This is a genomic window from Streptomyces sp. NPDC006624, from assembly GCF_040611555.1.
In the GTDB taxonomy this organism is placed as follows: domain Bacteria; phylum Actinomycetota; class Actinomycetes; order Streptomycetales; family Streptomycetaceae; genus Streptomyces.
The window spans coordinates 383,321-408,689 of the sequence record NZ_JBEXOM010000003.1 but is presented as its reverse complement, the minus strand read 5'-3'; the positions used below and the strand labels follow the sequence as shown (position 1 = coordinate 408,689).

Annotated in this window: 25 protein-coding genes and 1 pseudogene; 13 read left to right on the top strand and 13 right to left on the bottom strand. The window is 75.0% G+C overall.

Annotated elements, in window-relative coordinates; translation table 11 throughout:
• Positions 1-21: 21 nt before the first annotated feature.
• From ABZY20_RS08205 to ABZY20_RS08195, 3 genes are all read right to left on the bottom strand, one after another.
• On the bottom strand, positions 22-1,458 hold the full coding sequence (locus tag ABZY20_RS08205) for an aldehyde dehydrogenase family protein (protein WP_356438287.1): 1,437 nt from the start codon (positions 1,456-1,458) through the stop codon (positions 22-24).
• A 229-nt stretch (positions 1,459-1,687) separates the two neighbouring features.
• Complete coding sequence (locus tag ABZY20_RS08200; protein WP_356438284.1) at positions 1,688-2,725, bottom strand: LacI family DNA-binding transcriptional regulator; 1,038 nt, start codon at positions 2,723-2,725, stop codon at positions 1,688-1,690.
• Between the two features lie 303 nt (positions 2,726-3,028).
• A complete protein-coding gene (locus ABZY20_RS08195; protein ID WP_356438281.1) occupies positions 3,029-3,697 on the bottom strand; it encodes a helix-turn-helix domain-containing protein in 669 nt (222 codons plus the stop codon).
• Between the two features lie 127 nt (positions 3,698-3,824).
• Here ABZY20_RS08195 and ABZY20_RS08190 point away from each other — a divergent pair, with 127 nt between their 5' ends.
• Positions 3,825-4,388 (top strand): NAD(P)H-dependent oxidoreductase, encoded by a 564-nt coding sequence (locus ABZY20_RS08190; protein WP_356438278.1) that lies wholly within the window; start codon positions 3,825-3,827, stop codon positions 4,386-4,388.
• A 646-nt stretch (positions 4,389-5,034) separates the two neighbouring features.
• Here the strand turns inward: ABZY20_RS08190 and ABZY20_RS08185 are convergent.
• The 4 genes from ABZY20_RS08185 to ABZY20_RS08170 are packed head-to-tail and all read right to left on the bottom strand — an operon-like array spanning position 5,035 to position 9,800.
• Positions 5,035-6,165: an XdhC/CoxI family protein gene (locus tag ABZY20_RS08185; protein ID WP_356438275.1), complete on the bottom strand. Its 1,131-nt coding sequence runs from the start codon at positions 6,163-6,165 to the stop codon at positions 5,035-5,037.
• On the bottom strand, positions 6,158-8,272 hold the full coding sequence (locus ABZY20_RS08180; protein WP_356438272.1) for a xanthine dehydrogenase family protein molybdopterin-binding subunit: 2,115 nt from the start codon (positions 8,270-8,272) through the stop codon (positions 6,158-6,160). Before ABZY20_RS08180 ends, ABZY20_RS08185 begins: the two co-directional genes overlap by 8 nt.
• Positions 8,269-9,261: a xanthine dehydrogenase family protein subunit M gene (locus ABZY20_RS08175; RefSeq protein WP_356438269.1), complete on the bottom strand. Its 993-nt coding sequence runs from the start codon at positions 9,259-9,261 to the stop codon at positions 8,269-8,271. Before ABZY20_RS08175 ends, ABZY20_RS08180 begins: the two co-directional genes overlap by 4 nt.
• Entirely contained in the window at positions 9,258-9,800 is a 543-nt protein-coding gene (locus tag ABZY20_RS08170; RefSeq protein WP_356438266.1) for a 2Fe-2S iron-sulfur cluster-binding protein, read from the bottom strand. Before ABZY20_RS08170 ends, ABZY20_RS08175 begins: the two co-directional genes overlap by 4 nt.
• 234 nt (positions 9,801-10,034) lie before the next feature.
• On the opposite strand from ABZY20_RS08170, the gene ABZY20_RS08165 reads away from it, so the two are divergent.
• Positions 10,035-10,643, top strand: coding sequence for a TetR/AcrR family transcriptional regulator (locus tag ABZY20_RS08165; protein WP_356438263.1), 609 nt, complete (start codon positions 10,035-10,037; stop codon positions 10,641-10,643).
• A gap of 262 nt (positions 10,644-10,905) precedes the next feature.
• On the opposite strand, the gene ABZY20_RS08160 is transcribed toward ABZY20_RS08165, so the two are convergent.
• Positions 10,906-11,811: a LysR family transcriptional regulator gene (locus tag ABZY20_RS08160; RefSeq protein ID WP_356438260.1), complete on the bottom strand. Its 906-nt coding sequence runs from the start codon at positions 11,809-11,811 to the stop codon at positions 10,906-10,908.
• A gap of 115 nt (positions 11,812-11,926) precedes the next feature.
• Here ABZY20_RS08160 and ABZY20_RS08155 point away from each other — a divergent pair, with 115 nt between their 5' ends.
• Both ABZY20_RS08155 and ABZY20_RS08150 read left to right on the top strand, forming a co-directional pair.
• Positions 11,927-12,157: a hypothetical protein gene (locus ABZY20_RS08155; protein ID WP_356438257.1), complete on the top strand. Its 231-nt coding sequence runs from the start codon at positions 11,927-11,929 to the stop codon at positions 12,155-12,157.
• Positions 12,158-12,270: 113 nt separating this feature from the next.
• Positions 12,271-13,461, top strand: coding sequence for a CaiB/BaiF CoA-transferase family protein (locus ABZY20_RS08150; RefSeq protein WP_356438254.1), 1,191 nt, complete (start codon positions 12,271-12,273; stop codon positions 13,459-13,461).
• A 35-nt stretch (positions 13,462-13,496) separates the two neighbouring features.
• On the opposite strand, the gene ABZY20_RS08145 is transcribed toward ABZY20_RS08150, so the two are convergent.
• The gene (locus ABZY20_RS08145; protein WP_356438251.1) at positions 13,497-14,141 is read right to left on the bottom strand and encodes a phosphoribosyltransferase family protein; all 645 of its coding nucleotides are present in this window, start codon (positions 14,139-14,141) and stop codon (positions 13,497-13,499) included.
• 180 nt (positions 14,142-14,321) lie between these two features.
• On the opposite strand from ABZY20_RS08145, the gene ABZY20_RS08140 reads away from it, so the two are divergent.
• From ABZY20_RS08140 to ABZY20_RS08125, 4 genes are all read left to right on the top strand, one after another.
• Positions 14,322-15,320 carry a DJ-1/PfpI family protein gene (locus ABZY20_RS08140; RefSeq protein WP_356438248.1) on the top strand — a complete coding sequence of 333 codons (999 nt, stop codon included), beginning with the start codon at positions 14,322-14,324 and terminating at the stop codon, positions 15,318-15,320.
• A gap of 11 nt (positions 15,321-15,331) precedes the next feature.
• Positions 15,332-15,934 carry a DJ-1/PfpI family protein gene (locus tag ABZY20_RS08135; RefSeq protein ID WP_356438245.1) on the top strand — a complete coding sequence of 201 codons (603 nt, stop codon included), beginning with the start codon at positions 15,332-15,334 and terminating at the stop codon, positions 15,932-15,934.
• 49 nt (positions 15,935-15,983) lie between these two features.
• Positions 15,984-16,439, top strand: coding sequence for an archease (locus ABZY20_RS08130; protein ID WP_356438242.1), 456 nt, complete (start codon positions 15,984-15,986; stop codon positions 16,437-16,439).
• A gap of 74 nt (positions 16,440-16,513) precedes the next feature.
• On the top strand, positions 16,514-17,617 hold the full coding sequence (locus ABZY20_RS08125; RefSeq protein WP_356438240.1) for a CapA family protein: 1,104 nt from the start codon (positions 16,514-16,516) through the stop codon (positions 17,615-17,617).
• Between the two features lie 9 nt (positions 17,618-17,626).
• On the opposite strand, the pseudogene ABZY20_RS08120 reads toward ABZY20_RS08125, so the two are convergent.
• Positions 17,627-18,025, bottom strand: a pseudogene (locus tag ABZY20_RS08120) (sigma-70 factor domain-containing protein); the annotation flags it as partial.
• Between the two features lie 62 nt (positions 18,026-18,087).
• Between ABZY20_RS08120 and ABZY20_RS08115 the strand changes: the two are divergent.
• Both ABZY20_RS08115 and ABZY20_RS08110 read left to right on the top strand, forming a co-directional pair.
• Complete coding sequence (locus tag ABZY20_RS08115; RefSeq protein ID WP_356438237.1) at positions 18,088-18,540, top strand: YbhB/YbcL family Raf kinase inhibitor-like protein; 453 nt, start codon at positions 18,088-18,090, stop codon at positions 18,538-18,540.
• A 147-nt stretch (positions 18,541-18,687) separates the two neighbouring features.
• Positions 18,688-19,935, top strand: coding sequence for an MFS transporter (locus tag ABZY20_RS08110; RefSeq protein WP_356438234.1), 1,248 nt, complete (start codon positions 18,688-18,690; stop codon positions 19,933-19,935).
• A gap of 121 nt (positions 19,936-20,056) precedes the next feature.
• Here ABZY20_RS08110 and ABZY20_RS08105 read toward each other — a convergent pair whose 3' ends face one another.
• A complete protein-coding gene (locus ABZY20_RS08105; RefSeq protein ID WP_356438232.1) occupies positions 20,057-20,485 on the bottom strand; it encodes a VOC family protein in 429 nt (142 codons plus the stop codon).
• Between the two features lie 260 nt (positions 20,486-20,745).
• Between ABZY20_RS08105 and ABZY20_RS08100 the strand changes: the two genes are divergently transcribed.
• The 3 genes from ABZY20_RS08100 to ABZY20_RS08090 all read left to right on the top strand — a co-directional run bounded on the left by ABZY20_RS08100 (position 20,746) and on the right by ABZY20_RS08090 (position 22,848).
• On the top strand, positions 20,746-21,120 hold the full coding sequence (locus ABZY20_RS08100) for an SH3 domain-containing protein (protein ID WP_356438230.1): 375 nt from the start codon (positions 20,746-20,748) through the stop codon (positions 21,118-21,120).
• Positions 21,121-21,181: 61 nt separating this feature from the next.
• Positions 21,182-21,556 carry a peptidase M23 gene (locus ABZY20_RS08095; RefSeq protein ID WP_356438227.1) on the top strand — a complete coding sequence of 125 codons (375 nt, stop codon included), beginning with the start codon at positions 21,182-21,184 and terminating at the stop codon, positions 21,554-21,556.
• A gap of 107 nt (positions 21,557-21,663) precedes the next feature.
• Entirely contained in the window at positions 21,664-22,848 is a 1,185-nt protein-coding gene (locus ABZY20_RS08090) for a hypothetical protein (RefSeq protein WP_356438224.1), read from the top strand.
• Positions 22,849-22,998: 150 nt separating this feature from the next.
• Here the strand turns inward: ABZY20_RS08090 and ABZY20_RS08085 are convergent, their stop codons facing one another.
• The gene (locus ABZY20_RS08085; RefSeq protein WP_356438221.1) at positions 22,999-24,564 is read right to left on the bottom strand and encodes a serine/threonine-protein kinase; all 1,566 of its coding nucleotides are present in this window, start codon (positions 24,562-24,564) and stop codon (positions 22,999-23,001) included.
• Positions 24,561-25,364, bottom strand: coding sequence for a serine/threonine protein kinase (locus ABZY20_RS08080; RefSeq protein WP_356438219.1), 804 nt, complete (start codon positions 25,362-25,364; stop codon positions 24,561-24,563). The genes ABZY20_RS08085 and ABZY20_RS08080 overlap by 4 nt, the downstream gene beginning before the upstream one ends.
• Positions 25,365-25,369: the final 5 nt, after the last annotated feature.

Here is a 25,369-nt window from a genome sequence, read left to right as displayed (position 1 = left end):
CCGGGCCGGACGCCGCCGGGGCTAGAAAGGGTACGGTGCCACGTCCGCGCGGACCGTCGTCCAGCGCAGTTCGGTGAAGGCCTCCAGGTTGGCCTCGCCGCCGAAGCGCGCGCCGGTGCCGGAGGCGGCTACTCCCCCGAAGGGCGCCACCGCCTCGTCGTTGACGGTCTGGTCGTTGATGTGGACGATGCCGGTCGGTATCCGCTCGGCGAGGTCCAGGCCGCGGGCGGTGTCGCGGGTGACGATGCCCAGGGAGAGGCCGTACTCGCTCCGCGCGGCGAGGGCCGCCGCCTCGTCGGCGGTGGCGAAGGAGCGGACGGGGGCGACGGGCCCGAAGACCTCCTCGGCGTAGGCCGGGGTGCGGTCGTCGACGTGGGCGAGGACCGTCGGCCGGTAGAACAGCCGGTCGTGGGTGCCGCCGGCGGCGACCTCGGCGCCCGCGGCCCTGCTGGCCTCGACCAGTGCGCTGATCTTCGCGAGCTGCCCTGAGTCGATGACGGGGCCCAGGTGGACCTGGTCGCGGAAGGGGTCGCCGACGGCGAGCGAGTCGGCCTTCGCGGCCAGCCGTTCGACGTACTCGTCGTAGAGGGACGCGTGCACCAGGTGGCGTCCGGTCGTCATGCAGATCTGGCCCTGGTGGAAGAACGAGCCCCAGGCGGCGGTGGAGATCACCGCGTCGAGGTCGGCGTCCTCCAGCACGATCAGGGCGGAGTTGCCGCCCAGTTCCAGGTGCGCCCGCTTGAGGTGACGGCCGGCGGCCTCGCCCACGGCCCGTCCGGCGGCGGTGGAGCCGGTGAAGGAGACGACCGGCACGCGCGGGTCGGCGACCAGGGCCTGTCCGGCGTCCGCGCCGCCGGGCAGAACGTGCAGCAGGTCCTCCGGGAGTCCGGCGGCCGCGAAGACCGCGGCGAGGGACAGCCCTCCGCAGACGGCCGTGCGCGGGTCCGGCTTCAGCAGCACCGCGTTGCCCAGCGCCAGGGCCGGGGCGACGGAACGGATGGACAGGATCAGCGGGGCGTTGAACGGGGAGATCACACCCACCACCCCGGCCGGGACGCGGCGCGTGTACGACAGCCGGGGCGCCTCGCTGTGCAGTACCTGACCGGCCGGGCGGGAGGCGAGCGCGGCGGCCTCGTAGCACTCCTGGGCGGCGACGTGCAGTTCGAAGTCGGCCTTGCCGGGGACGGAACCGGACTCGCGGACGAGCCACTCGCGCAGTTCGTCGGCGTGCGCGGTGAACAGGTCACCGGCCTTGCGGAGCACGGCGGCACGGGCGATGTGCGGGGCGCGCGCCCACGCGCGCTGGGCCGCCGCGGCACGTCCGGCGGCGGCCCCCACGTCCTCGGGCGTGGCGAGGGCGAGGGGGCCGAGGGCTTGGCCGGTGGCGGGCTCGGTGACGCTGTACCCGGGCCCCGCGAGGGCGCGGGGCTGCCAGGTCCGGGGGTCGAGCAACGGCATGGCGGCTCTCCGATCGATCGGTCACCGGCTCACGGGAGAGGGCGAGTCCCGTGCGTGCGCGGCCGGTTCGGCGGTCACAGGGCGGGACGCGCCGGCCGGCCGCAGCGGTCCGTGCCGCGGTCCGGGTGTGCACGCGCCCCATTTGGTTGAGCGCGCAACATCCTAGCCGTGGTGCCGGGAAGCGGGACCGGACGCCTGTGCCCGGCCGCGGAGTTGGGCCGCGGCCGGGTCAACTCGACTCGCGGTGCAATACCGTCGCGCCGAGCACCTTGTGCGTCTCGGGCTCGGTGCCGGGCTTGCGCACCGTGCGGTCGACCAGTTCGGCGAGTTCGCGGCCGGAGGGCAGGTGCAGACGGACCGTGCTGAGCCGGGGGCGCAGCAGCCGCCCGAGCATCAGGTCGTCCGCGCCGATCACGGCCGTCTCCTCCGGGACGCGGACACCCTCGTCCTGCAGGGCGCGCATCAGCAGCATCGCGTACTCGTCGTTGTAGGTGAACACGGCGTCCAGGCCGAGGGACCGCCAGCGGGCGGCGAGGCGCGCGGCGTCCTGTTCGTCGTAGGCGAGGGGCAGTTCGGTCACCGTGGCGTCCGTGCCGCGCACGGACTGGCGCACTCCGTCGAGCCGGGGCGCGGAGAACGCCTCCAGGCCGGGCTCCTGGGGGACGACGACGCCGATGCGGCGGCGGCCGCGGTCGTAGAGGTGCGCGCCCGCACTGTGCCCGACCACGTCGTGGTCCATGAGCAGGGCGTGCGCGCCCTCGATGGTCTCCGGGCCGAGGGTCACCACGGCCCGCGCCCCGGAGCGCTTGAGCACGGCCACGCCGCGCGGCCCGAGTCCGGAGCCGGGCACGAGGACGGCGACGGGGCGCAACTCCGCCCAGGCGCGGGCGGCTTCGTCGCCGTGCGGGCCGCCGGTGCCGTGCTGCACGACCGTGTAGTCCAGGGTGGCGAGCGCGCTCTGCAGGTCGGCGAGGAAGCGGCTGTAGAGAGGGCCGACGGGGAAGGTCGGCGCGGGGATCAGGACCATACGGCTGTGCCCGGCGCGCAGGCTGCGGGCCGCCGCGTGCGGGACGTACCCGAGTTCCCTCGCGGCGTCGTGGACCCGGCGGCGGGTGGGTTCGCTGATCCGTACGGCACCGGTGTTGTTGAGGACGTAGGAGACGGTCGCGCGCGAGACGCCGGCCAGGCGGGCCACATCGGCGCTCGTGGGCACGGAGCGCGACGGTGCGGGGGACGGGGGCGCGGGCGTTTTCGGTATCTGCACCATGACGTACGGCATCTTGGCAGAAGCCCCAATGCGCGCTTTGGGCGGGGGAGTTGTGAGAATGCCGTGAGCGCTCACGACGGGTGGCCGACGGTTGGCGGGGCGGGTGATCGGTGATGTGCGCGGCGGGTGACCGATGGTTCGCGGGGCGGGTGACCGCCGATTTGCGCGCGGCGGGCGGCCCACGACTTGCGCGGCGAGCGGCGGACGGTTCGCGCGGGGCAGGCCGACGAGGCGCGCGCGGCGGGCGGCCGACGGGTCGCGCGTCGACCGCCGACGGTTCGCGCGGGTCGGACGGCGGACGGGTCAGCGGGCGGGACCGGTGCCCGTCACCCGGTCGACCAGGTCGGTCCACGCGACCTCGAGACGGGTCACGGGCATGCCGCACTGCCGGGTCAGGTGGTGGATCAGGGCCGGGTCGAGCTGGCCCATGAGCGTGTGGGAGAGGAGCTCGCAGTCCGCCTCGGGCACCGCCTGCCGCAGCAGCATCTCCATGTGGCGCCGCAGCACGCGGCGGGGCGGGGCGACGAAGCGGCGGCTCGCGCCCGGCTCGGCCGCCAGCTGCAGTTCCAGCTCGTCGCTCGAGCGGCGCAGCATCGCGCAGCCGAACGCCCGCAGCCGCTCCACCGGCGGCGCTCCGGGCCCGAGCGGCGGCGGGCCGCTCAGGAACGCGGCCTGGAACTTCTTCTCCGAGTGGTCGAGCAGTGCCGTCAGCAGGCCGGTGCGGTCGCCGAACCGGCGGAACACCGTGCCCTTGCCGACACAGGCCTCGGCGGCCACCGCCTCCATCGTGACGGCCTCCGCGCCGCGCTCCGCCACCAGCCGGGCGGCTGCCTCCAGCAGCCGGGCCCGGTTGCGCGCGGCGTCGGCGCGCAGGCACGGCTCGCCGGGCTCCAGGGCGGTGCCGAGCTGGATCAGCTCGGGGTGGTCGACGGGCTCCTGGGGCGTCGGGAAGGGCGGCGGGGCGGCGGACATGAAGCCAGCGTAAAGCATCGGGAACAAAACTGGACCGCGGTCCGGTTAGAGTGCTAGAACATTAAACGGACCCCGGTCCGGATCGTGACACCGGTTACAGATCACTTTTCTCTACGTGGGAGTCAGCATGTCTGTTCGTATCCTCGCCCTCGTCGGCAGCCTGCGCGCCGGTTCGCACAACCGCCAGCTCGCCGAGGCCGCCGTCAAGCTCGCTCCCGAGGGCGCCGAGGTCGATCTGTTCGAGGGTCTGGCCGAGATCCCCTTCTACAACGAGGACATCGACGTCGAGGGAACGGTCCCGGCCGCCGCGCAGCGGCTGCGCGAGGCCGCGAACGCGGCGGACGCCCTGATCCTCTTCACGCCCGAGTACAACGGCACCATCCCGGCCGTGCTGAAGAACGCCATCGACTGGCTGTCCCGCCCGTACGGCGCCGGTGCGCTCAGCGGCAAGCCGGTCGCCGTGGTCGGCACCGCGTTCGGCCAGTACGGCGGTGTCTGGGCGCAGGACGAGACCCGCAAGTCGGTCGGCGTGGCCGGCGGCAAGGTCCTGGAGGACGTCAAGCTGGCCATCCCCGGCTCGATGACCCGCTTCGCCGAGACGCACCCGGCCGACGACGCCGAGGTCGCCGAGCAGCTGACCGAGGTCATCACCCGCCTGCACGGCCACGCCTCGGAGCCGGCCGCGGCCTGACCACGCCGCAGGAAGGGGCCGCGACCGGAAACGGCCGCGGCCCCTCCGGCATGCCGGGGCCCGGCCGCCTTCAGGGCGGCCTCAAGCGCCGGCGGCCAACCGTGGGAGCGGCGCAGCCCGCCGGTCGAACCGCTCGGACCGCACACGGACCGCCACCCCGGCTGGTGACACCGGGACCGCCTCCGGTCAGCCCTGCGGCCGCCACCAGTCCAGCCGGGCTGCGACAGCACCGCCACGGTCGAACCCCGCGGCGGGAGCGAGAGCGTCGCGCGGGTCGGCCCCACGGGGTCGGTCGGGAGACTCCGCCCCGGCCAGGTGCGCGGCACCACAGCGGGTCGCATACGCACGGCCACCAGTCCCGGCCCGCATCGGGGCATGCGGCGCCGCCCCGCAGTCGCCCCGCTCAGGCCGCCACGGCACTCCGCCCCGGCCGGTTCCGCCAGCACCGCCGCCGGTCGAACCCCCTCGGCGATCACCCGCCCTGCGCGCAAGGGAGCGGCGGCGCGGCCCCGCACGTCCCGGCGCGCAGCCGCAACCCACCCCAGCCAGCCCCAGTCCTCCCCAGTCCGCCCCAGCCCGCCCAAGTCGCCGTAGCGGCCCGGGGCCGGGCCCGTCCAGGCACCCGTGGGCGTCGGCGCGGTCGCGTTCACGCCGGTTGGGGCTGCGTCGTGCGTGCGGGTGCGTGGATCGGTCTGTCCGAGCCGGTGAGCGGTGCTCCCGTGCCGCCGTGTCGTACGGCGACGATCTCCGCCGCGATCGACACCGCCGTCTCCTCCGGTGTACGGGCGCCCAGGTCGAGGCCGATCGGGGAGCGCAGCCGGGTCAGGTCGCGTGCGCTCACGCCCTCCTCCCGCAGACGCCGCTCGCGGTCCCGGTGGGTGCGGCGGGAGCCCATCGCCCCGATGTAGGCGACCGGCAGCCGCAGTGCCTCCTTCAGCAGGGGCACGTCGAACTTGGCGTCGTGGGTGAGCACGCACAGCACCGTCCGCCCGTCGGTCTGCGTGCCGCGCAGGTAGCGGTCGGGCCAGTCCACGACGATCTCGTCGGCCTCCGGGAAGCGGGCCCGGGTCGCGAAGACGGGGCGCGCGTCGCACACGGTGACGTGATAGCCGAGGAACTTGCCCATCCGGACGACCGCCGCCGCGAAGTCGATCGCACCGAAGACGATCATGCGGGGCGGCGGCACGGCCGACTCCACGAGCAGGGTGAGCCCGCCCGGGCAGTGCGAGCCGTCCTCGGAGAGTTCGATCGTTCCCGTACGGCCGCCGTCCAGCAGGGCGCGGGCCTCGGCGACCGCGGTGCGGTCCAGGCCGGGATCGCCGCCCAGCCCGCCCTCGCGGGAGCCGTCGGGGCGGACGAGCAGCGCCCGGCCGAGGAGACCGCCGGGGCCGCGGACCACGCGGGCCAGGGCGACCGGCTCACCGGCCGCGGCGGCGGACAGCGCGGCCTTCTCGACGCAGTGCCCCGCCGTGACCGGGGTGACCATGACGTCGATCGTCCCGCCGCAGGTCAGCCCCACGGCGAAGGCGTCCTCGTCGCTGTAGCCGAACCGTTCGACGACCGTCCCGCCGTCCTGGAGGGCCTGGGTGCACAGGTCGTACACGGCTCCTTCGACACAGCCCCCGGAGACCGATCCGAGCGCCGTGCCGTCGCCGGCGACGGCCAGCGCGGCGCCGGGAGGGCGCGGGGCGCTGCCGCCGACGGCGACGACCGTGGCGACGGCGAACTCCCGGCCCTCCTCGGCCCAGGCGTGCACCTGCCCGGCCAGGTCAAGCATCGCCGCCCGCCATCAGCACCCGGTCGGGCCGGATCGGCAGGTGGCGGTGGCGTACGCCGGTCGCGTGCCACACCGCGTTGGCGACCGCCGCCGCGGCGCCCACGATGCCGACCTCCCCGATGCCCTTGATGCCGACGGGGTCGTCCGGGTCGGGGTCGTCGACCCAGTCGGCCTCGATGTCCCCGATGTCGGCGTGCGCGGCCACGTGGTAGCCCGCGAGGTCGGCGCCGTAGAGCCCGCCGCTCGCCCGGTCCCGGACGGCTTCCTCGTGCAGGGCCATGGACAGGCCCCAGATCATGCCGCCGACGAGCTGGTTGCGGGCGGTGAGCGGGTTGACGATCCGGCCGGCCGCGAACACGCCCAGCATGCGCCGGACGCGGACCTCGCCGGTGGCGGGGTCCACGGCGACCTCGGCGAACTGCGCCCCGAAGGCGTGCCGTTCCTTCTGGGCGAGGGCGGCGACGGCCTCCGCGGTGTTCGACCGGGCCGTGATCCCCTCCGGGGGGATGTCGGCGCCCGGCGCGAGGCTCCGGCGCAGCTCGCCGACGGCGGCCGTGACGGCCCACGACCAGGAGCGGGTGCCCATCGAGCCGCCGGCGATGATCGCCGGGCCGAGGTCGCTGTCGCCGAGCCGCACCCGGATGCGGTCCGCCGGCACCTCCAGCGCGTCGGCGGCGACCAGGGTGAGCGCGGTGCGCGCGCCGGTGCCGATGTCGGCGGCGTTGACGCCGACGGTGAAGGTGCCGTCCGCCTCCGCGGTGACGGCCGCCGTGGACGGCATGGCCGTCGTGGGGAAGGAGGCGGCGGCGGTGCCCGTGCCGAGCAGCCAGCGTCCCTCGCGGCGCAGGCCGGGGCGCGGGTCCCGCCCGTCCCAGCCGAACCGGCGGGCCCCCTCGCGGAAGCAGGCGACGAGGTTGCGGCTGCCGAACGGCAGCCCGGAGACCGGGCCCACCTCGGGCTCGTTGCGCACGCGCAGCTCGATCGGGTCGATCCCGAGGCGCTCGGCGAGTTCGTCGAGCGCCGACTCCAGCGCGAACGAGCCCGGGGCCTCCCCCGGGGCGCGCATCCACGTCGGGGTCGGCACGTCGAGCCGTACGATCCGGCTGGCCGTGTGGTGGGCGTCGGCGGCGTACATCGACCGTCCGGCGGCGGCGCTCGGCTCGACGAAGTCGTGCACGGCCGAGGTGGGGTTGAGCGCCCGGTGCTCCAGTGCGCGCAGCCGCCCGTCCGGGTCGGCGCCGAGCCTGACCCTCTGGGCCGTGGGGCTGCGGTAGCCGGCGAGGGAGAACATCTGCCGGCGCGTCATGACGACGCGGACCGGGCGCTGCAGCACGGTCGCGGCCATCACGGCGGCCACCTGGTGGGCGCGCAGGCCCTTGCTGCCGAAGCCGCCGCCGACGTGCTCGGAGCGGACCCGCACCGAGGCGGGGTCGAGGGAGAACAGGGAGGCCAGCTCGCCGGCGACCCAGTTGGTGCCCTGGTTGGAGTCGACGACCTCCAGCCGGCCGCCCTCCCACCGGGCGGTCGCCGCGTGCGGTTCCATCGGGTTGTGGTGTTCCTCGGGGGTGGTGTACTCCGCGTCCACCACGACCGCCGACGCCGCCAGTGCGGCCTCCAGGTCGCCCTTCTCCGCCACGGCGGGCACGTGCGAGTCGAGCGCGTACGCCTCGGACGCGCGCCCGGCGGAGAAGTCGACGTCGTGCGGCTCCTGTTCGTAGTGCACGACCAGGGACTCGGCGGCCTCCCGCGCCTGTTCGGAGGTCTCGGCGACGACCAGCGCCACCGGCCAGCCCCGGTGGGCCACCCGGTCGCTCTGGAAGAGGGCGGCGGACGGGTCCGGCCGGCCGCCGAGCAGGCCGGTGTAGTCGGTCTCGACGCGCGGGGCGTTGCCGTGGTGGAGCACGGCGAGGACGCCGGGCAGGGCGAGGACCGGACCGGTCTCCAGCGCGCGGACGCGGCCGCGGGCGACGGTGGACAGCACCAGCCAGCCGTGGGCGAGTTCGGCGAAGGGGATCTCGCCGGCGTAGCGGGCCGCTCCGGTGACCTTGTCGCGGCCTTCCACGCGGGGGTGCGCGGTGCCGACGAGGCCTTGGGTGGCGGTGGTCATCGGGCGGCCTCCTCGGCGAGTTCGCTGAGGGCGGCCACGACGAGGTTGCGCATCAGGGTCACCTTGTATCCGTTGTGGGGCAGGGGCCGGGCGGCGGCCAGTTCGGCCTCAGCAGCGGCCGCGAAGTGCGCTGCCTCGGCGGGCGCGCCGGTCAGGACGCGTTCGGCCTCGCGGGCGCGCCAGGGGCGGGAGGCGACTGCGCCGAAGGCCAGCCGCACCTCGTGCACCCGGCCGTCGCGTACGTCGAGCGCGGCGGCGAGGGAGCCGATGGCGAAGGCGTAGGAGGCGCGTTCGCGCACCTTGCGGTAGCGGGAGCGGGCCGCCACCGGGGCGGGGGGCAGGGTGACGCCGGTGACGAGCGCGCCCGGCGGCAGGGCGGTCTCCCGGTGCGGGGTGTCCCCGACCGGCAGGTACAAGTCGGTCAGCGGCACCTGCCCCGGGCCGTCGGCCGTCTCGTACGACACGACGGCGTCGAAGGCGGTCAGGGCCACGGCCATGTCGGAGGGGTGCGTCGCCACGCAGTGGCCGGAGGCGCCGAGGACGGCGTGGTTGTGGTGCTCGCCTTCGAGGGCGGGGCAGCCGCTGCCGGGGTCCCGCTTGTTGCAGGGCGAGCTGACGTCGGCGAAGTAGCCGCAGCGGGTGCGCTGGAGCAGGTTGCCGCCGACGGTGGCCATGTTGCGCAGCTGCCCGGAGGCACCGGCCAGGACCGCCTGCGCCAGGGCGGGGTAACGGCGCCGGACCTCCGGGTGCGCGGCGAGGTCGCTGTTGGTGACGGTCGCCCCGATGCGCAGTGCGCCGTCCTCGGCCGACTCCACGCGGTCCAGGGGCAGTTCGCGTACGTCGACCAGGAGGCCGGGCCGCTCGACGCCGGTCTTCATCAGGTCGACGAGGTTGGTGCCGCCGCCGAGGAAGCGTGCCTCGGGGTCGCCGTCGAGCAGGGCGACGGCGCCGGAGACGTCGTACGCCCGCTGGTAGCCGAACTCCCTCATGCCGCCGCCCCCTTGGCCTCGGCGGCGCGGGCGACCGCCTGCACGATCGACATGTACGCGCCGCAGCGGCACAGGTTTCCGCTCATGCGTTCCTTGATCTCCTCGGGGGTCAACTCGGGCGGCCCCGCGTCGGGATGGATGTCGCCGGTGGCCGCGCTCGGCCAGCCGGCCGCGTGCTCCTCGATGACGGCGACGGCCGAACAGATCTGTCCCGGCGTGCAGTAGCCGCACTGCAGACCGTCCAGGTCGAGGAACGCCTGCTGCACCGGGTGCAGCCGGTCGCCCTCGGCCATGCCTTCGATGGTGGTGATCTCGCGCCCTTCCGCAGCGACGGCCAGCTGCAGGCAGGCCAGGCCGCGGCGGCCGTCGACCAGGACGGTGCAGGCGCCGCACTGTCCCTGGTCACAGCCCTTCTTGGTGCCGGTCAGATCCAGCCGCTCGCGCAGCGCGTCGAGCAGGGTGGTGCGGTGGTCGACGGTCAGCGTGTACTTCTCGCCGTTGACGGACAGGGTGAGGTCGCTGGACGTCGATGGGGGCATGGAAGCCTTCTTTCTCACATCGCGAGGTCAGGCGGGGAGGTGTGCGGGTGGCGATGCCGGTTCACGACCGTGCAGGATGCGGGGACCGGCTGTGACGCGGCCGGCCGGGCTGTCCGCGCGGGCGGCACGCCGATACGATGGAACAAGCGGACAGTTGTCCGTTACCCGGAAACGTAACGGACAACTGTCCGCTTAACAAGGGCCGGGTTTCGGCCATGACCGCGAGGAGGGCGAGTGCCGCAGAGGAAGGACGCTCCCCTGCGTTCGGACGCACAGCGCAACCGCGAACGCATTCTGGAAGTCGCCCTGGCCGAACTGACGCGTGCGGCCGACGCCCCGCTGAGCGCGATCGCCAAGAAGGCGGGGGTCGGGCAGGGGACCTTCTACCGTCACTTCCCCAGCCGCGAGGCGCTGGTCCTGGAGATCTACCGGCACGAGATGCAGCAGGTGGCCGATTCCGCGGCCCCCTTGCTGGAGAGCCGCGAGCCCGACCGGGCGCTGCGCGAGTGGATGGACCGGCTGGCGCGTTTCGCCATGGCCAAGGCCGGTCTGGCCGACGCGCTGCGCCAGGCGACCAGCGCCCCGGGGAAACCGGCGAAGCCCGGGCACGCCCCGGTGACCGAGGCGGCCGAACTCCTGCTGCGGGCCGCGGAGCGGGCCGGCACCATCCGCCCCGGCGTCACCGCGGACGACCTGTTCCTCGCGATCGGCGGCCTCTGGACACTCGGCCCCCACGACGACTGGCAACGGCGCACCACCCGCCTGCTCGACTTCGTCATGGACGGCCTGCAGGTGGGCGCGCCGGGCACACCTAGCACGCCGGGCACGCCGGGAGGACGGTGAGGGGCTCCCGGCGCGGCACGCCGGGGCCGAGGGGACGGGCGCGCGGGGCCTGCCGGAGGGCGACGGGGCGGCGCGTGGGCCCGAGAAGCCACCGCGCGGACCGAGCCCCGCAGTTCGTCCAAGGCCACCGCAGCCCCCAGGCCCGTACCACCACCCGGCCAGGCCGGTGCTGAGCGTGCGCCCCTCCCCCACGGCCGCACGCCGAGGGGAGCGGACGCGCCGAGCGCGCCACAGGGGCAGACACCCCGGGCACCGCCGACCGTCAGGCGACCGCCGTGCCGGCCAGGTCCCGTAGTTCGGCCAGGGCCGCCGCGGTCGCCGGGCGGGTGTGGCCGCCTGCCCTGGTGCAGGTGAGCAGCTTGCGGTGGGGGTCGCCGGCGCAGTGCACCCGGGCGATCGGCAGGTACGGGGTCAGCTGGGCCAGGCGCGGGACGAGGGCGACGCCGAGCCGGTGGGCGACCAGGTGCGCGGTGGCGTTCCAGTCGTGGGCGTGGTGGACGACGTCGGGCGCGAACCCGGCCGCGCCGCAGGCGGACAGCACCTGCAGACGGCAGGGGCTCTCCCGCACCGGCGCGATCCACGCCTCGCGCGCCGCCTCGGCGAGATCGATCCGGGTCCGGCCCGCCAGCGGGTGCTCCTCGTGGACGACCAGGTCGAACGGGTCGTCCAGCAGCGGCCGTTGATCGAAGCGTGTGTCGCTCATCGGCGGGTTGTGCGGGGTGGACTCGACGACCGCCAGATCGGTCTCGCGCTCGAAGAGCAGGTCGAAGCTCGCCGGGACGACCGCCTCGGTGATCCGCACGGACAGCCGCGGGTGCCGCTCCCCCAGCCGCACCGCCATCGGCGCCAGCAGCACCGACACGGCCACGGGGAAGCCGCTCACCCGCAGCACCCCGGAGGGCGCCCCCTGGTCGGCCCGCAGATCGAGCTCGGCCCGGTCCCACCGGGCCTGGATGGCGTCGGCGTGCGCGAGCAGGCTCTCGGCGGCCGGTGTGAGACGCACCCCGCGCCCCTGCGGCTCCAGCAGGTCGACGCCCAGGTCGCGGGCGAGTTGCCGGATCTGCTGGGAGGCGGCGGACGGGGTGAAGTGCAGGGCGCGGGCGGCCGCGGTGACCGTGCCGTAGTGGGCGACCGCCCTGAGGACGTGCAGTCGGCGCAGGTCAATCATGAAGTCCACGCTTCACAATGCGGTCCACCAAGTCAACCTGGACGTGTACGGATCTCCGGGCGCACCCTGGCTGTGTCGCGACGGTCAACCAGCCACGACGGACGAGGAGTCAGTCATGACCAGCACCACCGGCACGGTCTGCCCGCACTGCGGCTGGCCGGACGGCGCCGAGCCGTTCCGGGTGCTCTCCCGGCACACCACCGCGACGGGCCGTACGGAGTGGACGCGCTGCGGGTGCGGCTCGCTGCAGGTCCGGGTCGTCGACGGCTGCGGGACGCGGGTGGTCTCCCGCGGCGGGCCGCACGCCGGTTCCGTTCCGGGCCGGTCGGGCGCGGCGAGCCGCTGAGCGGTCCGCGCCGGCCGGCGTGATCCGTATCGCGCCGGCCGGCCCGCCCCGCGCACCCCCTCCTGGGAGACACTGTCCGGGCGCCTTCCCCGCGGAGATCAGGAGCCTGAGGCATGAGCGTGCAGCGGTACCCCCTGTCCGGGGTCACGGTGGTCAGCCTGGAGCAGGCCGTGGCCGCGCCCTACGCGACCCGGCAGCTCGCCGACCTCGGGGCCAGGGTGATCAAGGTCGAGCGGCCCGGCGGCGGTGACTTCGCCCGCCGGTACGACACCACCGTGCACGGCCACTCCAGCTACTTCGTCTGGCTCAACCGCTCCAAGGAGTCCCTGACGCTGGACCTGAAGGACCCCCGCGGCCGGGAGATCCTCGACGACCTCCTCGACGGCGCCGACGTGTTCGTGCAGAACCTCGCCCCGGGCGCCGCCGCCCGGCTCGGCCTGGACGCCGCCGCCGTCACCGGCCGCCGCCCCCGGCTGATCCCGTGCACGATATCCGGCTACGGCACCACCGGCCCCTGGGCCGACCGCAAGGCCTACGACCTGCTCGTGCAGTGCCAGACCGGCCTGGTGTCCCTGACGGGCACCCCGGAGGCAACCGCCCGGACCGGCATCTCCGTGGCCGACATCGCCGCCGGGATGTACGCGTACAGCGGCATCCTCACGGCCCTGTACACCCGTGCCGTCGGCGGCGAGGCCCACCCCGTGGAGGTCTCCCTGTTCGAGGCGCTCGCGGAGTGGATGGGCCAGCCCGCCTACTACACCCGCCACGGCGGCACCCAGCCCCCGCGCATCGGCACCCGGCACGCCACCATCGCGCCGTACGGGACGTACCCGGCTTCCGACGGCAAGGAGGTGCTGTTGTCCATCCAGAACGAACGCGAGTGGGCGGCCCTGTGCACCGGCTTCCTCGGCAGGCCGGAACTCGCCGCCGAGCCGCGGTTCGCCACCGCCTCCGACCGCGTCTCCCACCGCGAGGAACTCGACGCGATCGTCGCCGGGCGCTGCGCCCGCTCCGGTTCCGGGGAGATCCTCGCGGAGCTGGAGGGCCTGGGCATCGCCTGTGCGGGGGTGAACGACGTCGCCGCGTTCCTCGACCACCCGGTGCTGGCCGCCCGCGGCCGCTGGACCGAGGTCGGCGTGCCGGGCGCCACGGTGGAGGCGCTGCTCCCGCCGGCCGACCTCGCGGGCCTGCCGGCGCGCATGGACCCCGTGCCCGCGGTGGGCGAGCACACCGACGCGATCCTCACCGAACTGGGCCGCACCGGCGAGGAGGTGGCGGCGCTGCGCGCGGACGGCGTCGTCTGACCGCGGCCCGGTGCCCTGCCGGGTGCACGGGTCGCTCAGCGCCACGCGTGCAGCGCCTCCAGGACGTCCTGGTCGGTCAGCTGGTCGAAGTCCTCGTACCAGAGGCCCACGGCCCGGAACGCGGCCGGCCGGTGCAGGCAGATCACCTCGTCGGCCTCGGCGCGCAGCAGCTCGGCCCCTTCGCGTGAGCACACCGGCGCGGCCAGCAGCACGCGTGCGGGGTCCTGGCGGCGGACGGCGCGCACCGCGGCGCGGGCGGTGGAGCCGGTCGCGAGGCCGTCGTCGACGACGATCACGGTCCGTCCGCGCAGCCCGGGCGCGGGGCGTCCCTGCCGGTACAGCCGCTCGCGGCGGCGCAGTTCGACGCGTTCCCGCTCGATGACGGGGGCCAGGGCGGCCTCGTCGATGCCCAGGTGCCGCAGTATGTCGTGGTCGAGGAGCGGCACCTCGTCGCCGGCCATCGCGCCGACCCCCAGCTCCTCCTGGAAGGGCGCGCCGATCTTCCGTACGACGAGCACGTCGAGCGGGGCGTGCAGCGCGGCGGCCACCTCGCGCGCCACGGCGACCCCGCCGCGCGGCAGCGCGAGCACCACGGGGTCGGTCAGTGCTCCCTCGTTCCGCCGTGCGCGCAGCGCCTCGGCGAGCGCCTCGCCGGCGTGCCGGCGATCACGGAACCGCATGACGGTCACCTCCGCTTCCCGCACGACGGACGGGACCTCGGTCCGCGTCCCGCGTACCCCGCGGGCCGCCCCGCGATGCACGCCGAGCGGGGTTCGCCGGGCCAAGGGCGGGAGGCGATGGCGCGATCGGTGGGGTGTGTGTCGTTGACGCCATGACGCCGGACGCCGGAGCGTGGAGGGGTGACCGATCGCCGTGTCGTCTTCGTCGTCTTCGACGGCTTCCAGCCGCTCGACCTCACCGGCCCGCACGAGGTGTTCCACAGCGCGGGCGGCTACGACTGCGTGGTCCTGGCGGCCCGGGCGGGGCCGGTCGTGTCCGAGAGCGGGCTGCTCGTGCACGCCGGGCACGGCGTGGCGGACCTCGATCCGGCCGGGACGGACACCCTCGTGGTGGCCGGCGGCCAGGGCGTCGACCGGGCCCGGCAGGACGAGGCGCTGGTCGCCTGGATCGCGGCCGCGGCGGCCGGTGCCCGGCGCGTGGCCTCGGTGTGCAGCGGGGTGTTCCTGCTGGCGGCGGCCGGCCTGCTGGACGGGCGCCGGGTCACCACGCACTGGGGCCGGGAGGAGCAGCTGACCCGGGAGCACCCCGAGGTGCGGGTGGACTGCGACCCGATCTTCGTGCGGGACGGGCGGGTGTGGACGTCGGCAGGGGTGACGGCCGGGATGGACCTGGCGCTCGCCCTGGTCGAGGACGACCTGGGCAGGGACGTCGCGCACGCGGTGGCCCGCCGGCTGGTGCTGTTCCTGCGCCGCCCGGGCGGCCAGTCGCAGTTCAGCGTGGCGCTGTGGTCGCGGCAGCCGGCGACGGACCCCGTGCGGGCCGCGGTCTCCGCGATCCACGCCGAGCCGGGTGCCCGGCACGACATCGCCCACCTCGCCGCCCGCGCCGGGCTGAGCCCCCGTCACCTGCAGCGCCGGTTCACCGCCGAACTGGGCGTGCCGCCGGCCGCGTACGTCGAGCGGGTGCGGGTCGAGGCGGCCCAGCGCGCGCTCACCGAGGGCGACGAACCGGTCGAGGCGATCGCCCGCCGCTACGGCTTCGCCACCGCGGAGACCCTGCGCCGCACGTTCCACCGCCGGTTCGGCGTCGCGCCGTCGGACTACCGCGCCCGTTTCCGCTCCACCGCGCACCCCGCGGGCGTCCGCACCGAGCCGGACGCCCACCCCGTTCCCGAGTGAGGAGAACCCGTATGACGACCTACGGCCTGCTGGTCTTCGAGGAAGCCGAGGAGCTCGACTTCGTGGGCCCCTGGGAGGTGTTCACCGTCTCCGCCCGCCTGCGCGGGGGCACCGACCGGGCCGTGCTCGTCGCCGAGCACCCCGGTCCCGTGCGCTGCAGCAAGGGCCTGCGCGTCCTGCCCGACCACACCCTCGACGACCATCCGCCCCTGGACGTGCTGCACGTGCCGGGCGGCCGGGGGGCACGCGAGGTGCAGGTCCACAACCGGGTGGTCACCGACTGGATCGCGAAGACCGCGGGGCAGGCCGCGTGGGTGCACGGCGTGTGCACCGGCGCGTTCCTGCTGCACGCGGCCGGACCCGCCCGCGGACGCCGGGTGGCCACCCACTGGAGCCACGAGGACGCCCTGGAGGCGCGGGGCGAGGTGACGGTGGTGCGGGACGCGCGCTACGTGGTCGACGGCGGTCTGATCACCAGCCAGGGTGTCTCCGCCGGGATCGACAGCGCGCTGTGGCTCGTCGGCCGGCTGCACGGCCGGGACCACGCGCGGGCCGTGCGCCGGTACATCCAGTACGACCCGGCGCCGCCCTATGCGGCGGACGAGCCGCTGTGACACCCGTTCGGGGCCGCATGCCGGCGCGAGCCCCGGGCAGGCGTGGGTGATGGGCGGTGACATGAGCGAGGGCGGACAGGACCGGCAGCCGGGCGCATCCGGGCATCGGGCGGTGCGGCGCCCGGGCGACATCCGGATCGAGGCGTGGGCGGCGTGCCGGGAGCACTGCCTGGCGGAGGCCGTCCTGGGGATGGTCGAGTGCTTCGCCGACCTGTCCGGGGTGCGGCCCACCGCGGTGGACCGGGTCCGGCTGGCCGAGGCCAGCGACGACGACCTGCTCGCGGCGCTGCTCGACGAGGTGATCCTCCGGCTGGAGGAGGACGGCCGGGTGCCCGTGGACGTGGAGGCGGACGACGCGGACGGCGGCCTGGACGTCCGGCTGGCGGTCGCGGGCCTCGCGGACGTGGAGATCACCGGGCCGGTTCCGACGGCGGTGGCCTGGGACCGGCTGCGGATCGGGCCGGGTCCGTACGGCTGGTCGTGCGCGGTACGCGTCGACGCCTGACCGCCCGCCCTCGCCAGGGCGTGCCGGGCGTCGCGGGGCAGACGGGAGTCCGGCCACAGCCCTAGGGTGGAGGAGTGGGCGGCGACGTCGTGACGCTGTTCCTGTGCGGTGACGTGATGCTCGGGCGCGGCGTCGACCAGATCCTGGCGCACCCCGGTGAGCCGGCACTGCGGGAGGCGTACGTCGACGACGCGCGGACCTACGTCCGGCTGGCGGAGTCGGTGCACGGCCCGGTGCCCGCGCCCGCCGGGCCGTCCTGGCCGTGGGGCGAGGCTCTGCGGATGCTGGAGGAGACCGCCCCGGACGCCCGGATCGTGAACCTGGAGACGTCCGTGACGCGCTGCGGCATGTTCGCCCGCGGCAAGGAGATCCACTACCGGATGAACCCGGCCAACCTCGCGGCCCTGGCCGTGGCCCGGCCCGACGTGACGGTCCTGTCCAACAACCACGTCCTGGACTTCGAACGCCCCGGCCTGCTGGAGACGCTGGACGTGCTGGCCCGGGCCGGTCTGCGGACCGCGGGCGCGGGACGTGACGCCGGCGAGGCGTACGCGCCCGTCACGGTGCCCCTGCCCGGTGGCCGCCGGCTCGGGGTGTCCGCGCTCGGCGCCCGTTCCAGCGGGATCCCGCCCGGCTGGGCGGCGACGGCGGACCGTCCCGGCGTGGCCTACGTGCCCGACCTCTCGCCGGCCGCGGCCGACGCCGTGGCGCGGCGGACCGGGCAGGCCGGTGGGCTCACCGTGGTGTCCGTGCACTGGGGCTCCAACTGGGGCTATCACGTGCCCCGGGAGCAGGTGCGTTTCGCGCACGCCCTGGTGGACGGCGGGGCCGCCGTCGTCCACGGGCACTCCTCGCACCATGCCCGTCCGCTGGAGGTGTACCAGGGCCGGCTGATCCTGTACGGGTGCGGGGACTTCGTGGACGACTACGAGGGCATCTCCGGCTACGAGGAGTTCCGCGACGACCTGCGGCTGGCCTACCTCGTCTCGGTCGAGGCGGACAGCGGGCGGCTGGCCGGGCTGCGGATGGTGCCGTTCCGGGCGCGCCGGATGCGCCTGGAACCGGCGTCCGGGGAGGACCGGGAGTGGCTGTGCCGGACGCTGAACCGGATCAGCGGCGGGCCGGGGCTGGTACTGGACGCGGACGGTTCACTGGTGCTCCCGGTGCGCGCCCGGTAGGCGCGCCGGCAGGGGCAGGCCGCAGTGGGCGTGGCGTTTCTCCCCCGACACGACGAGCCGGAGATCGGCCCGGACCATGTGGTCCTCGGCGGCCGGCCCGTCCCGGGCGGTCTCCTCCCGTTTCCGGCGCCGCCCGGTCGTGGCAGCGGCTCGCCGGCGCCGCCCGGGCGTGAGAGCGGCTTCGCCGGCGTCGGCCCGCTCCAGTTCCTCCCTGGCCCGCACGCCAGCCACGAGCGGCCGGGCCAGGCGCACCTCGTCCTCGGCGGTGGGCAGCGGGGTCGCGGCGGTCTGACTGAGGTACCGGCCGAGGAGGCCGGGTTTCTCGCCGGGCTCGGGGATGCGGCTGCGCAGCCGGGCGGTGCGGGCGGGGGCGGGGCGGTCCTCCCGGACGCGCCCCCGAAACCTCACGGGTGCCCGGGAGGCGGCTCCCGAACCGCATGTGCGCGTCCCGCGGGGGTACTCCGGGCCGTATGACCGGCATCGAACTGCGCAGCAACGCGTTCAACGACCACTCCTTCATCGCGCGCCGGTACGCGTACGAGGGACCCAACGTCTCTCCGCCGCTGACCTGGAGCGGCGTACCGGACGACGCGTCCGAACTGGTCCTGCTCTGCGAGGATCCCGACGCCCCGTCGGGCACCTTCGCGCACTGGGTCGTGGTCGGCATCGACCCGCACAGCGACGGCGTCGAGGCCGGGCACTGCCCACCGGGCGGCACGGAACTCGTCAACGGCTACGGGCAGCCGGGCTGGGGCGGCCCGCATCCCCCGCCGGGCGACGACGCGCACCACTACTTCTTCCGCCTGTACGCCCTGTCGGAACCGTGCGTCCTGCCCGACGCGCCCCGCGCCGACCAGGTCCACGAGGAGGTGGAGAAGCGCCGCCTCGCGGACGGCACGCTGGTGGGGCTCTACCAGCGCTGAGCCCTCCGTTTCCCTCCTGACGCCGGGGCACAACGGGTGGTTGTGCCCGGGTGACGAGCGGTTGTTTGATCGGCCCGCCCGCTCCTCGCTTGGATGGCTCCCGGCCGGTACCGGACCGGCCTCGGGAGCGGGGAGCGTGCGCCGGGCATGGCGGGCAGTCGGTCGCTGGGGCGGCGGTTCGGATGGCTGTGGGGGGCGTACGCGGTCAGTACGGCCGGTACGTGGCTGGCGTTCGACGCGTTCGCCCTGATCGCGGTGCTGGTGCTGGACGCCGGACCGGCGCAGGTGTCGCTGCTGGCGGCGGTGGGGCCCGCCGTGGGCGCGGCGGTGTCGGTGCCGCTCGGGCCGTGGGTGGAGGTCCGCCGCAAACGGCCGGTGATGATCGCGACGGACCTGGTCCGCTGCGCGGTTCTGCTGAGCGTCCCGGTGGCGTTCGCCCTGGACCGCCTGGGCTTCGCCCAGTTGCTGCTGGTGTCCGTGGCCGTCGCGGCGGCCGACATCACGTTCCACGCGGCGGCCGGGGCGTTCCTGAAGGACCTGCTGCCGCGGCGGGACCTGCTCCTCGCGAACGGGCGGTTCGAGGCGACGGCCTGGACGGCGAGCATGGCCGGGCCGCCGCTGGGCGGGGCCGCGATCGGGCTGCTGGGGCCGGTGGCGACCGTGGCGGCCGACGCGGTGAGCTACCTGCTGTCGGCGGCGGGCATCCACGCGATCGGTGGGCACGAGAACCCCCCGCCCCGCCCCGGACCCGCCTCCGTGCGCCCCCGGCCCGGCGACCTCCTCGCCGGCTGGCGCCACATCCTGTCCGATCCGGTCCTGCGCCCGCTCTTCCTCAACACGGTCCTGGTCAACGCGCTGATCATGGCGGCCTCCCCGCCTCTCCTGGTCCTGATGGTCGGCGACCTGCACTTCGCACCCTGGCAGTACGCGCTCGCCTTCGCGGTGCCCTGCACCGGCGGCCTGCTCGGCTCCCGGCTGGCACCCCGGCTCGTCACCCGCTTCGGCGGACGGCGCGTGCTGTACGCGTCCGGGCTGCTGCGCGTCTGCTGGCCGATCGGACTGGCCTTCACGGGCCCCGGCCCCGCCGGACTGGCGCTGGTGACGATCCTGGAACTCGGACTGATCACCTGCTGCGGCGTCTTCAACCCGGTGCTGGCGACGTACCGCCTCGAACGGGCCCCGAAGGACCGCACCACCCGCGTCCTGGCCGCCTGGTCGGCCACCGGCAAGGCCACCACGGCGGCCCTGACCGCGCTGTGGGGGTCACTGGCCGCACTGACGGACCCCCGCACGGCCATCGCCCTCGCCGGCGCGCTCCTCCTGGCCACCCCGGTCCTGCTCCCCCACCGCACCCGGATCCCCGACGACCGGTCGCCGGATCGCGCGCGTTCCTAGACGCCGGGGACGACCGCGGACCGAGGGTGCGTCGGCACGGAACCGCACCGTCGCTGCTCGGACCGTCGGACGGCCGGGGCGAAGCCGCGAGCAGCCTCCGCCCCGGCCGTCGGACCTCGTCTCAGACCGCCCCGGGCACGTCCTCCGTGACCCCGTTCAGGGGTGAGGACGGGTCCGTGCCGTACGGGCGGGTGAGGATTTCCAGGCCGTGGCCGGCCGGGTCGAGGAAGTAGACGCCGCGGCCGCCGTCGTTGCGGTTGATGCGGCGCGGGTGGTTGCCGTGCGGGTCGGCCTGGATGGGGACGCGGGCCTTGACGAGGCGTTCGAGGGCCTGGTCGAACTCGTCCTCGGAGACGAGGAACGCGTAGTGCTGCATGGGGATGTCGGCGTCGATGGTGAGGAAGTCCAGCGTGACGCCGTTGGCGGTCGTCACCGGCAGGAAGACCCCGGTCGGTGCCCCGACCTCCAGTCCCAGGATCTCCGCGACGAAGTGAGCGGACTCCTCCCGGTCACGGGACAGGACGATGGTGTGATTGAACTCGACTGACACGGTTGAATGCCTCCACGGGCATCTCCGCGGCGCCTCCATGCCTCACCCGGCCGGTGACCGGCACGCGATGCCGCGCCGTGGATCGTAGACAGGGGCCACCGGGGGCGTCGAGCGGTTTTCGGCCGTATCGGGGCGCGCGTCCGGCCGCTCTGCCGTGTCCCGTCGTGCGGCACGGTCCTGACAGGTGTCAGGACCGTGCCGCCGCCGGTCTCCCTACAGTGCTGAGCACCGGTCACAGCACGCATCAGGGGGATCTCGACATGTCCATTCGCATCGCCGCCAAGGCCGCGCTCGTCGGCGCCGGCGCGCTCGCGCTGCTCGGACCGCTCACCGCCGGGACGGCCTCCGCCGCCACCGCCGGGGAGCAGGGCGGCGCCCGTGTCCTGGCGGCGCCGTACGCGGTCGTGCCGTACGAGGCGGTCAACGTCCGCACGGGACCCGGCACTTCCTACGGAAAGATCACCACGGTTCCGGCGGGCCAGCCGCTCGGCGCCTACTGCTGGACCCGCGGTGAGCGCATCACCGACAACGGCTACAGCAACGACGTCTGGGTGAAGCTCCTCGAGGGCTACGTCAGCGCCCTGTACCTCAAGGGCGACGAGTACGGCGATCTGCCGGCCTCGGCGCGCTGCTGACCCGGGCCGTGACCACGCCCGACCACACCCTGCTCATCACCTTCCCACGGGGGACAGACACATGAAGCGACTGATCAGCCGTGCCGCCCTGGGCCTCGCCGTGGCCGCGCTCGCCGCCGGCGGGCTCGCCACCACGGCCCAGGCGGCCCCGGCCGTCGCCGACGGCGGCGACCCGGCCCTGACCGACGTCTACATCTGGGCCACCGACGTCAACCTGCGCCAGCAGCCGACCACCGAGTCCCCGCGGCTCGCGGTCCGTTCGCAGTGGTGGGCGGACGCCGTGTGCCAGAAGCAGGGCCAGACCGTGCGCGACCCGGCCGTCGGCACCAACAACTGGTGGACGGCCGTCATGGAGTTCTCCGGCAGCGACATCGCCTGGGTGAACAACCTGTACATCCGGGGCGGCGAGAAGATCGCCGGCGTACCGGACTGCTGAGCCACTTCCCTCCTCACAAGTCCGCGGCGGGTCACCGGCCTTCATCCGGTGACCCGCCGCGGGCCCCGGCCCCCGCCGGACCACCCGGCGATCCAGGAAGGGCAATCATGCGCATGCTGCTGCGCGGCGCCGCCGCGCTCGCGACCCTCGTCACGGTCGGGTCGCTCACGAGCGGTGCCGCGGCACACCCCCGGCCGGGCCAGAGCGAGGGGACCGCGCGGGTGGCGCCTGCGGCACAGATCCCGGAGGGCGTGACCGCAGGCGTCGCCGTCTTCGACCGCGCGACGGGCGCGTTCACCGAGCAGGTCAACGAGAGCGCGCGGTTCAGGTCCGCCTCGGTGGTGAAGCTGCTGCTGACGCTGGACTTCCTCTGGAACCGCGGGCCCGGCTACTCCGTTCCCGCGGCCGACCGCGCCCGGCTGGAGCCGATGCTGCGCAGCAGTGACGACGACGCCGCGGACCACTACTGGTCGGCGTATGGAGGCTCGGCGATCATCGACCGGATGACCGCCCGGCTCGGCCTGCGCGACACCGCGCCGCCGCCCGCCGGGTACGAGGGCTTCTGGGGTTACACCGCGCTCTCCGCCCGCGACACGGTGACGATCTACCGGTACGTCCTGGAGAAGGCGCCCGCACCCGTCCGCGACTTCGTCATGGACAACCTGCGCCGCTCCACGCGCTGTTCCTCCACCGACCACTTCGACCAGCACTTCGGCATCGCGGGGTCGTTCGACCGCCCCTGGGCGGTGAAGCAGGGCTGGTCCGGGCGCTACGGGGAGCAGGACTGCGGCCGGCAGGGCGCCGCTCCGGCCGGAAACGGGACCGTATCCGGCCCGGCTCCGCGCGCCGCCGCCGACGTGGATCTGACCCGGCCCGCCCTGCACACCACCGGCACGGTGGGCGCGGACGACCGGGCGGTCGTGGCCGTGCTGACGCTGCACCCGGTGGGCACGCCGTACGGGAAGGCGTACACGGACATCGGCCGGCTGACGCGCTCGCTGAACGTGCCGGGTGCGACGCGGCCCGCCGGGTCCTGGTTCGGCACCTGGGGCGAGTCGGTGAACGTCCGCACGGGCCCGGCCACGGGCGACGACCGGATCACCCGGCTCCCGGCCGGGGCCGAGGTGCTGGTGGGCTGCCAGGTGCGCGGCCAGGAGGTCTCCGTGCCGCCCTACACCAACGACTGGTGGGCCTATCTGCCCCAGTACGGCGGCTACATGTCGAACATCTACGTCAGCTCGCCGGACAACCGGCTGCCGGACGTCCCGGAGTGCGCCGCGGCGCGGCCGTGACGGGAACGGGGGACGAGCGGTGGGCGGGCCCGTGCGGGCTCCGCCCACCGCTCGCGTCGGTGTCCCTCCGCCCTGGCCCCGTCCCGTTCAAGCCCCGTTGCCGTGCAAGTCCCCGTTCCCGTTCCCGTTCCCGTTCCCGTGGCGGGGCGCTCAGCCCTGGTACTCGGCGAGGTAGCGCAGCACCTTGTCCACGTGCGGCCGTACCCGTTCGGGGACACCGCCCTCCTCGATGACCGTGCGGTCGCTGGTGCGGTAACCGGCCGCGACCAGGGCGGGCAGGTCCCGCTCGGGCAGTCCGGCCTCCTTGAAGCGCTGGTCGAGCCAGCACACGTACCCGCTCATGGTGGCGATCGCGTCGGGCGGCGACATGTGGTCCTTGTCGCCGTCGCCGTCCCCGTCCACCGCCCAGGCCCGGAACACCGAGGGCGTCCACATGGCGATGCCGTACTCGTCGTTCTGCGGGCGGGAGGCGTTCCGGTCGAAGCCGCTCTCCGCCTTGACCAGCGCGGCGAGCAGGGCGGGCGTGATCTCCTCGTCGGTGCAGCGGTGGGCGGCGCGGGTGATGACCGGACGCAGCGACTTCGGCACGTCGGAGTCCGCCGGGATCTCACCGGGTGCGGGGCGCGGGGTCCCGGAGGCGGCGGGGGTGCTCCGGCCCCGGTCGCCGGCCCGGCCGTCGTCTCCCCCGCCTCCGCCCCCGCCGAGCAGTGCCACCCCGGCGACGGCCCCCGCCGTCAGGACGACGAGCCCGGCGGCGACGGCGGGCACCAGACGTCTGGGGCGGGGAGCCGGACCGCGGGTCAGGGCCTCGACCCGGGCGGCGACGGTGTCCGCCGTGTGGGGCAGGCGGGCGGTGTGGTCCGGTGCCAGGCAGTCGGCGATCAGCCGCCGCAGGTCGTCGTCGAGGCCGGTGCCGAGCCGCAGGGGCGCGGAGCCGCGGGCGTAGGTCTGGGCGGCGAGCGAACGGGCCCGGGCCGTGGCGCCGGGGAAGGGGTGCAGGCCGCCGGTGAGGACCTGGTGGGCGAGGACGCCGAAGGCCCAGATGTCGGCGGTGGGGCGGACGACCGCGCCCTGGGTGCCGGTGCGCTGCGACCACCACTCGGGCGGCAGGTGGTCGAGCGTGCCGAGCGGCGGCATGTGGGCGTGGGTGCCGTCGAGTTCGGTGGCCAGCCCGAAATCGGCCAGCCGCACCTGCCCGTCGGGGCCCAGCAGCACGTTGGCGGGTTTGAGGTCGCCGTGCACCCAGCCGGCGGCGTGCATGTGGGCGAGTCCGGCGGCGACACCGCGCAGGATCCGCCCGGCGTCGCCGACCGGCTCGCCCGTCGCGGCGGCGTCGAGCACGTCCTTCAGGCTGGCGTCGGCCCGGTCCATGACGAGCGCGATCGCCCCGTCCAGCTCGGGCAGTTCGGGTGCGTCGACGGTGCACACGGCGTGGGTGCGCACGAGGTGCGGGTGATCGGCCTCGGCACTGAACCGCACCTCGCGCTCCACGAGTTCGCCGAGCGCGACGCGCTGGCCCGGGCCCAGGGAGCCGGTGGGCAGCACCTTCACCGCCGCGGGCGGGCCACCGTCGACCGCCCGGGCCTCGTACACGGTTCCCCAGCCGCCGGAACCGATGACCGCGCCCACTTCCCAGCCCTCGATCCGGAAGCCCTCCGGGAGCCGGGGCCGCGGCGCCTCCAACTCGTCGTCCACGGCGCCCGGTCCGGAGCTCATGCTCCGGCCCCCTGCGGGGCGGGACGGCCGGCGTTGCGGGGCGGCAGCAGGGCGAGGTGCTCCTCGCGCACGAGGCCGAAGCGCAGGGCGACCGAGGCGAGCCGGCTGCGCTTGGCGCCGGTGCGGCCGCCGTCGGTCCCGGTGGCCGCGTCCTCGCCGAGGTCCAGGCGCAGTTTGGCGAAGGCCAGGTAGTCGATGTGGTAGTTGACCGCCGAGCGGGTCAGGTCCCGGCAGGACTCCAGCGGCCGCAGCCGCTCCACGAGCTGCCCCACGCCGGGCAGTGCCGAGTCGGAGGGGTCACGGAGCCGGGGTTCGCACAGGGCCACCAGGACGAGGAAGTACTTCGACGTGGGGTCCAGGGCGAAGGGATGCACGGTCTGTTCGCCGCCGCCGGGTGCGGACTGCTCGCCGAGGTAGGCGTGCTGGGGCGCGAACACCTTGAACGCGGCGGTGCCGGACAGGGCCGGCAGCACCACCCGCGAGAACTCGAACGGCACGGGCGCCCCGAGCCGCCCGGGCGCGACGGTGAGGTACTCGCCGGCCCCTTCCAGGTTCTCCACGACGTACGAGACGCTGCGGCTGAAGTTGGACAGCCGCCAGTAGTCCCCGGCGGCCTCCAGCTGCCCGGCGTGGCGGGAGACACCCGGGTCGGTCAGGACGATGCGCGACGCCGAGCCGCCGGACGTGCCGCGGCCGAAGTCGGCGATGTCCCCCGGCCCCAGATGGATCAGTTCGGGACTGCCCGTCTCGACCGCACCCCATGGGGTGGGCCCGGGCAACTGCACGATGATGGTTTCCACGCGGA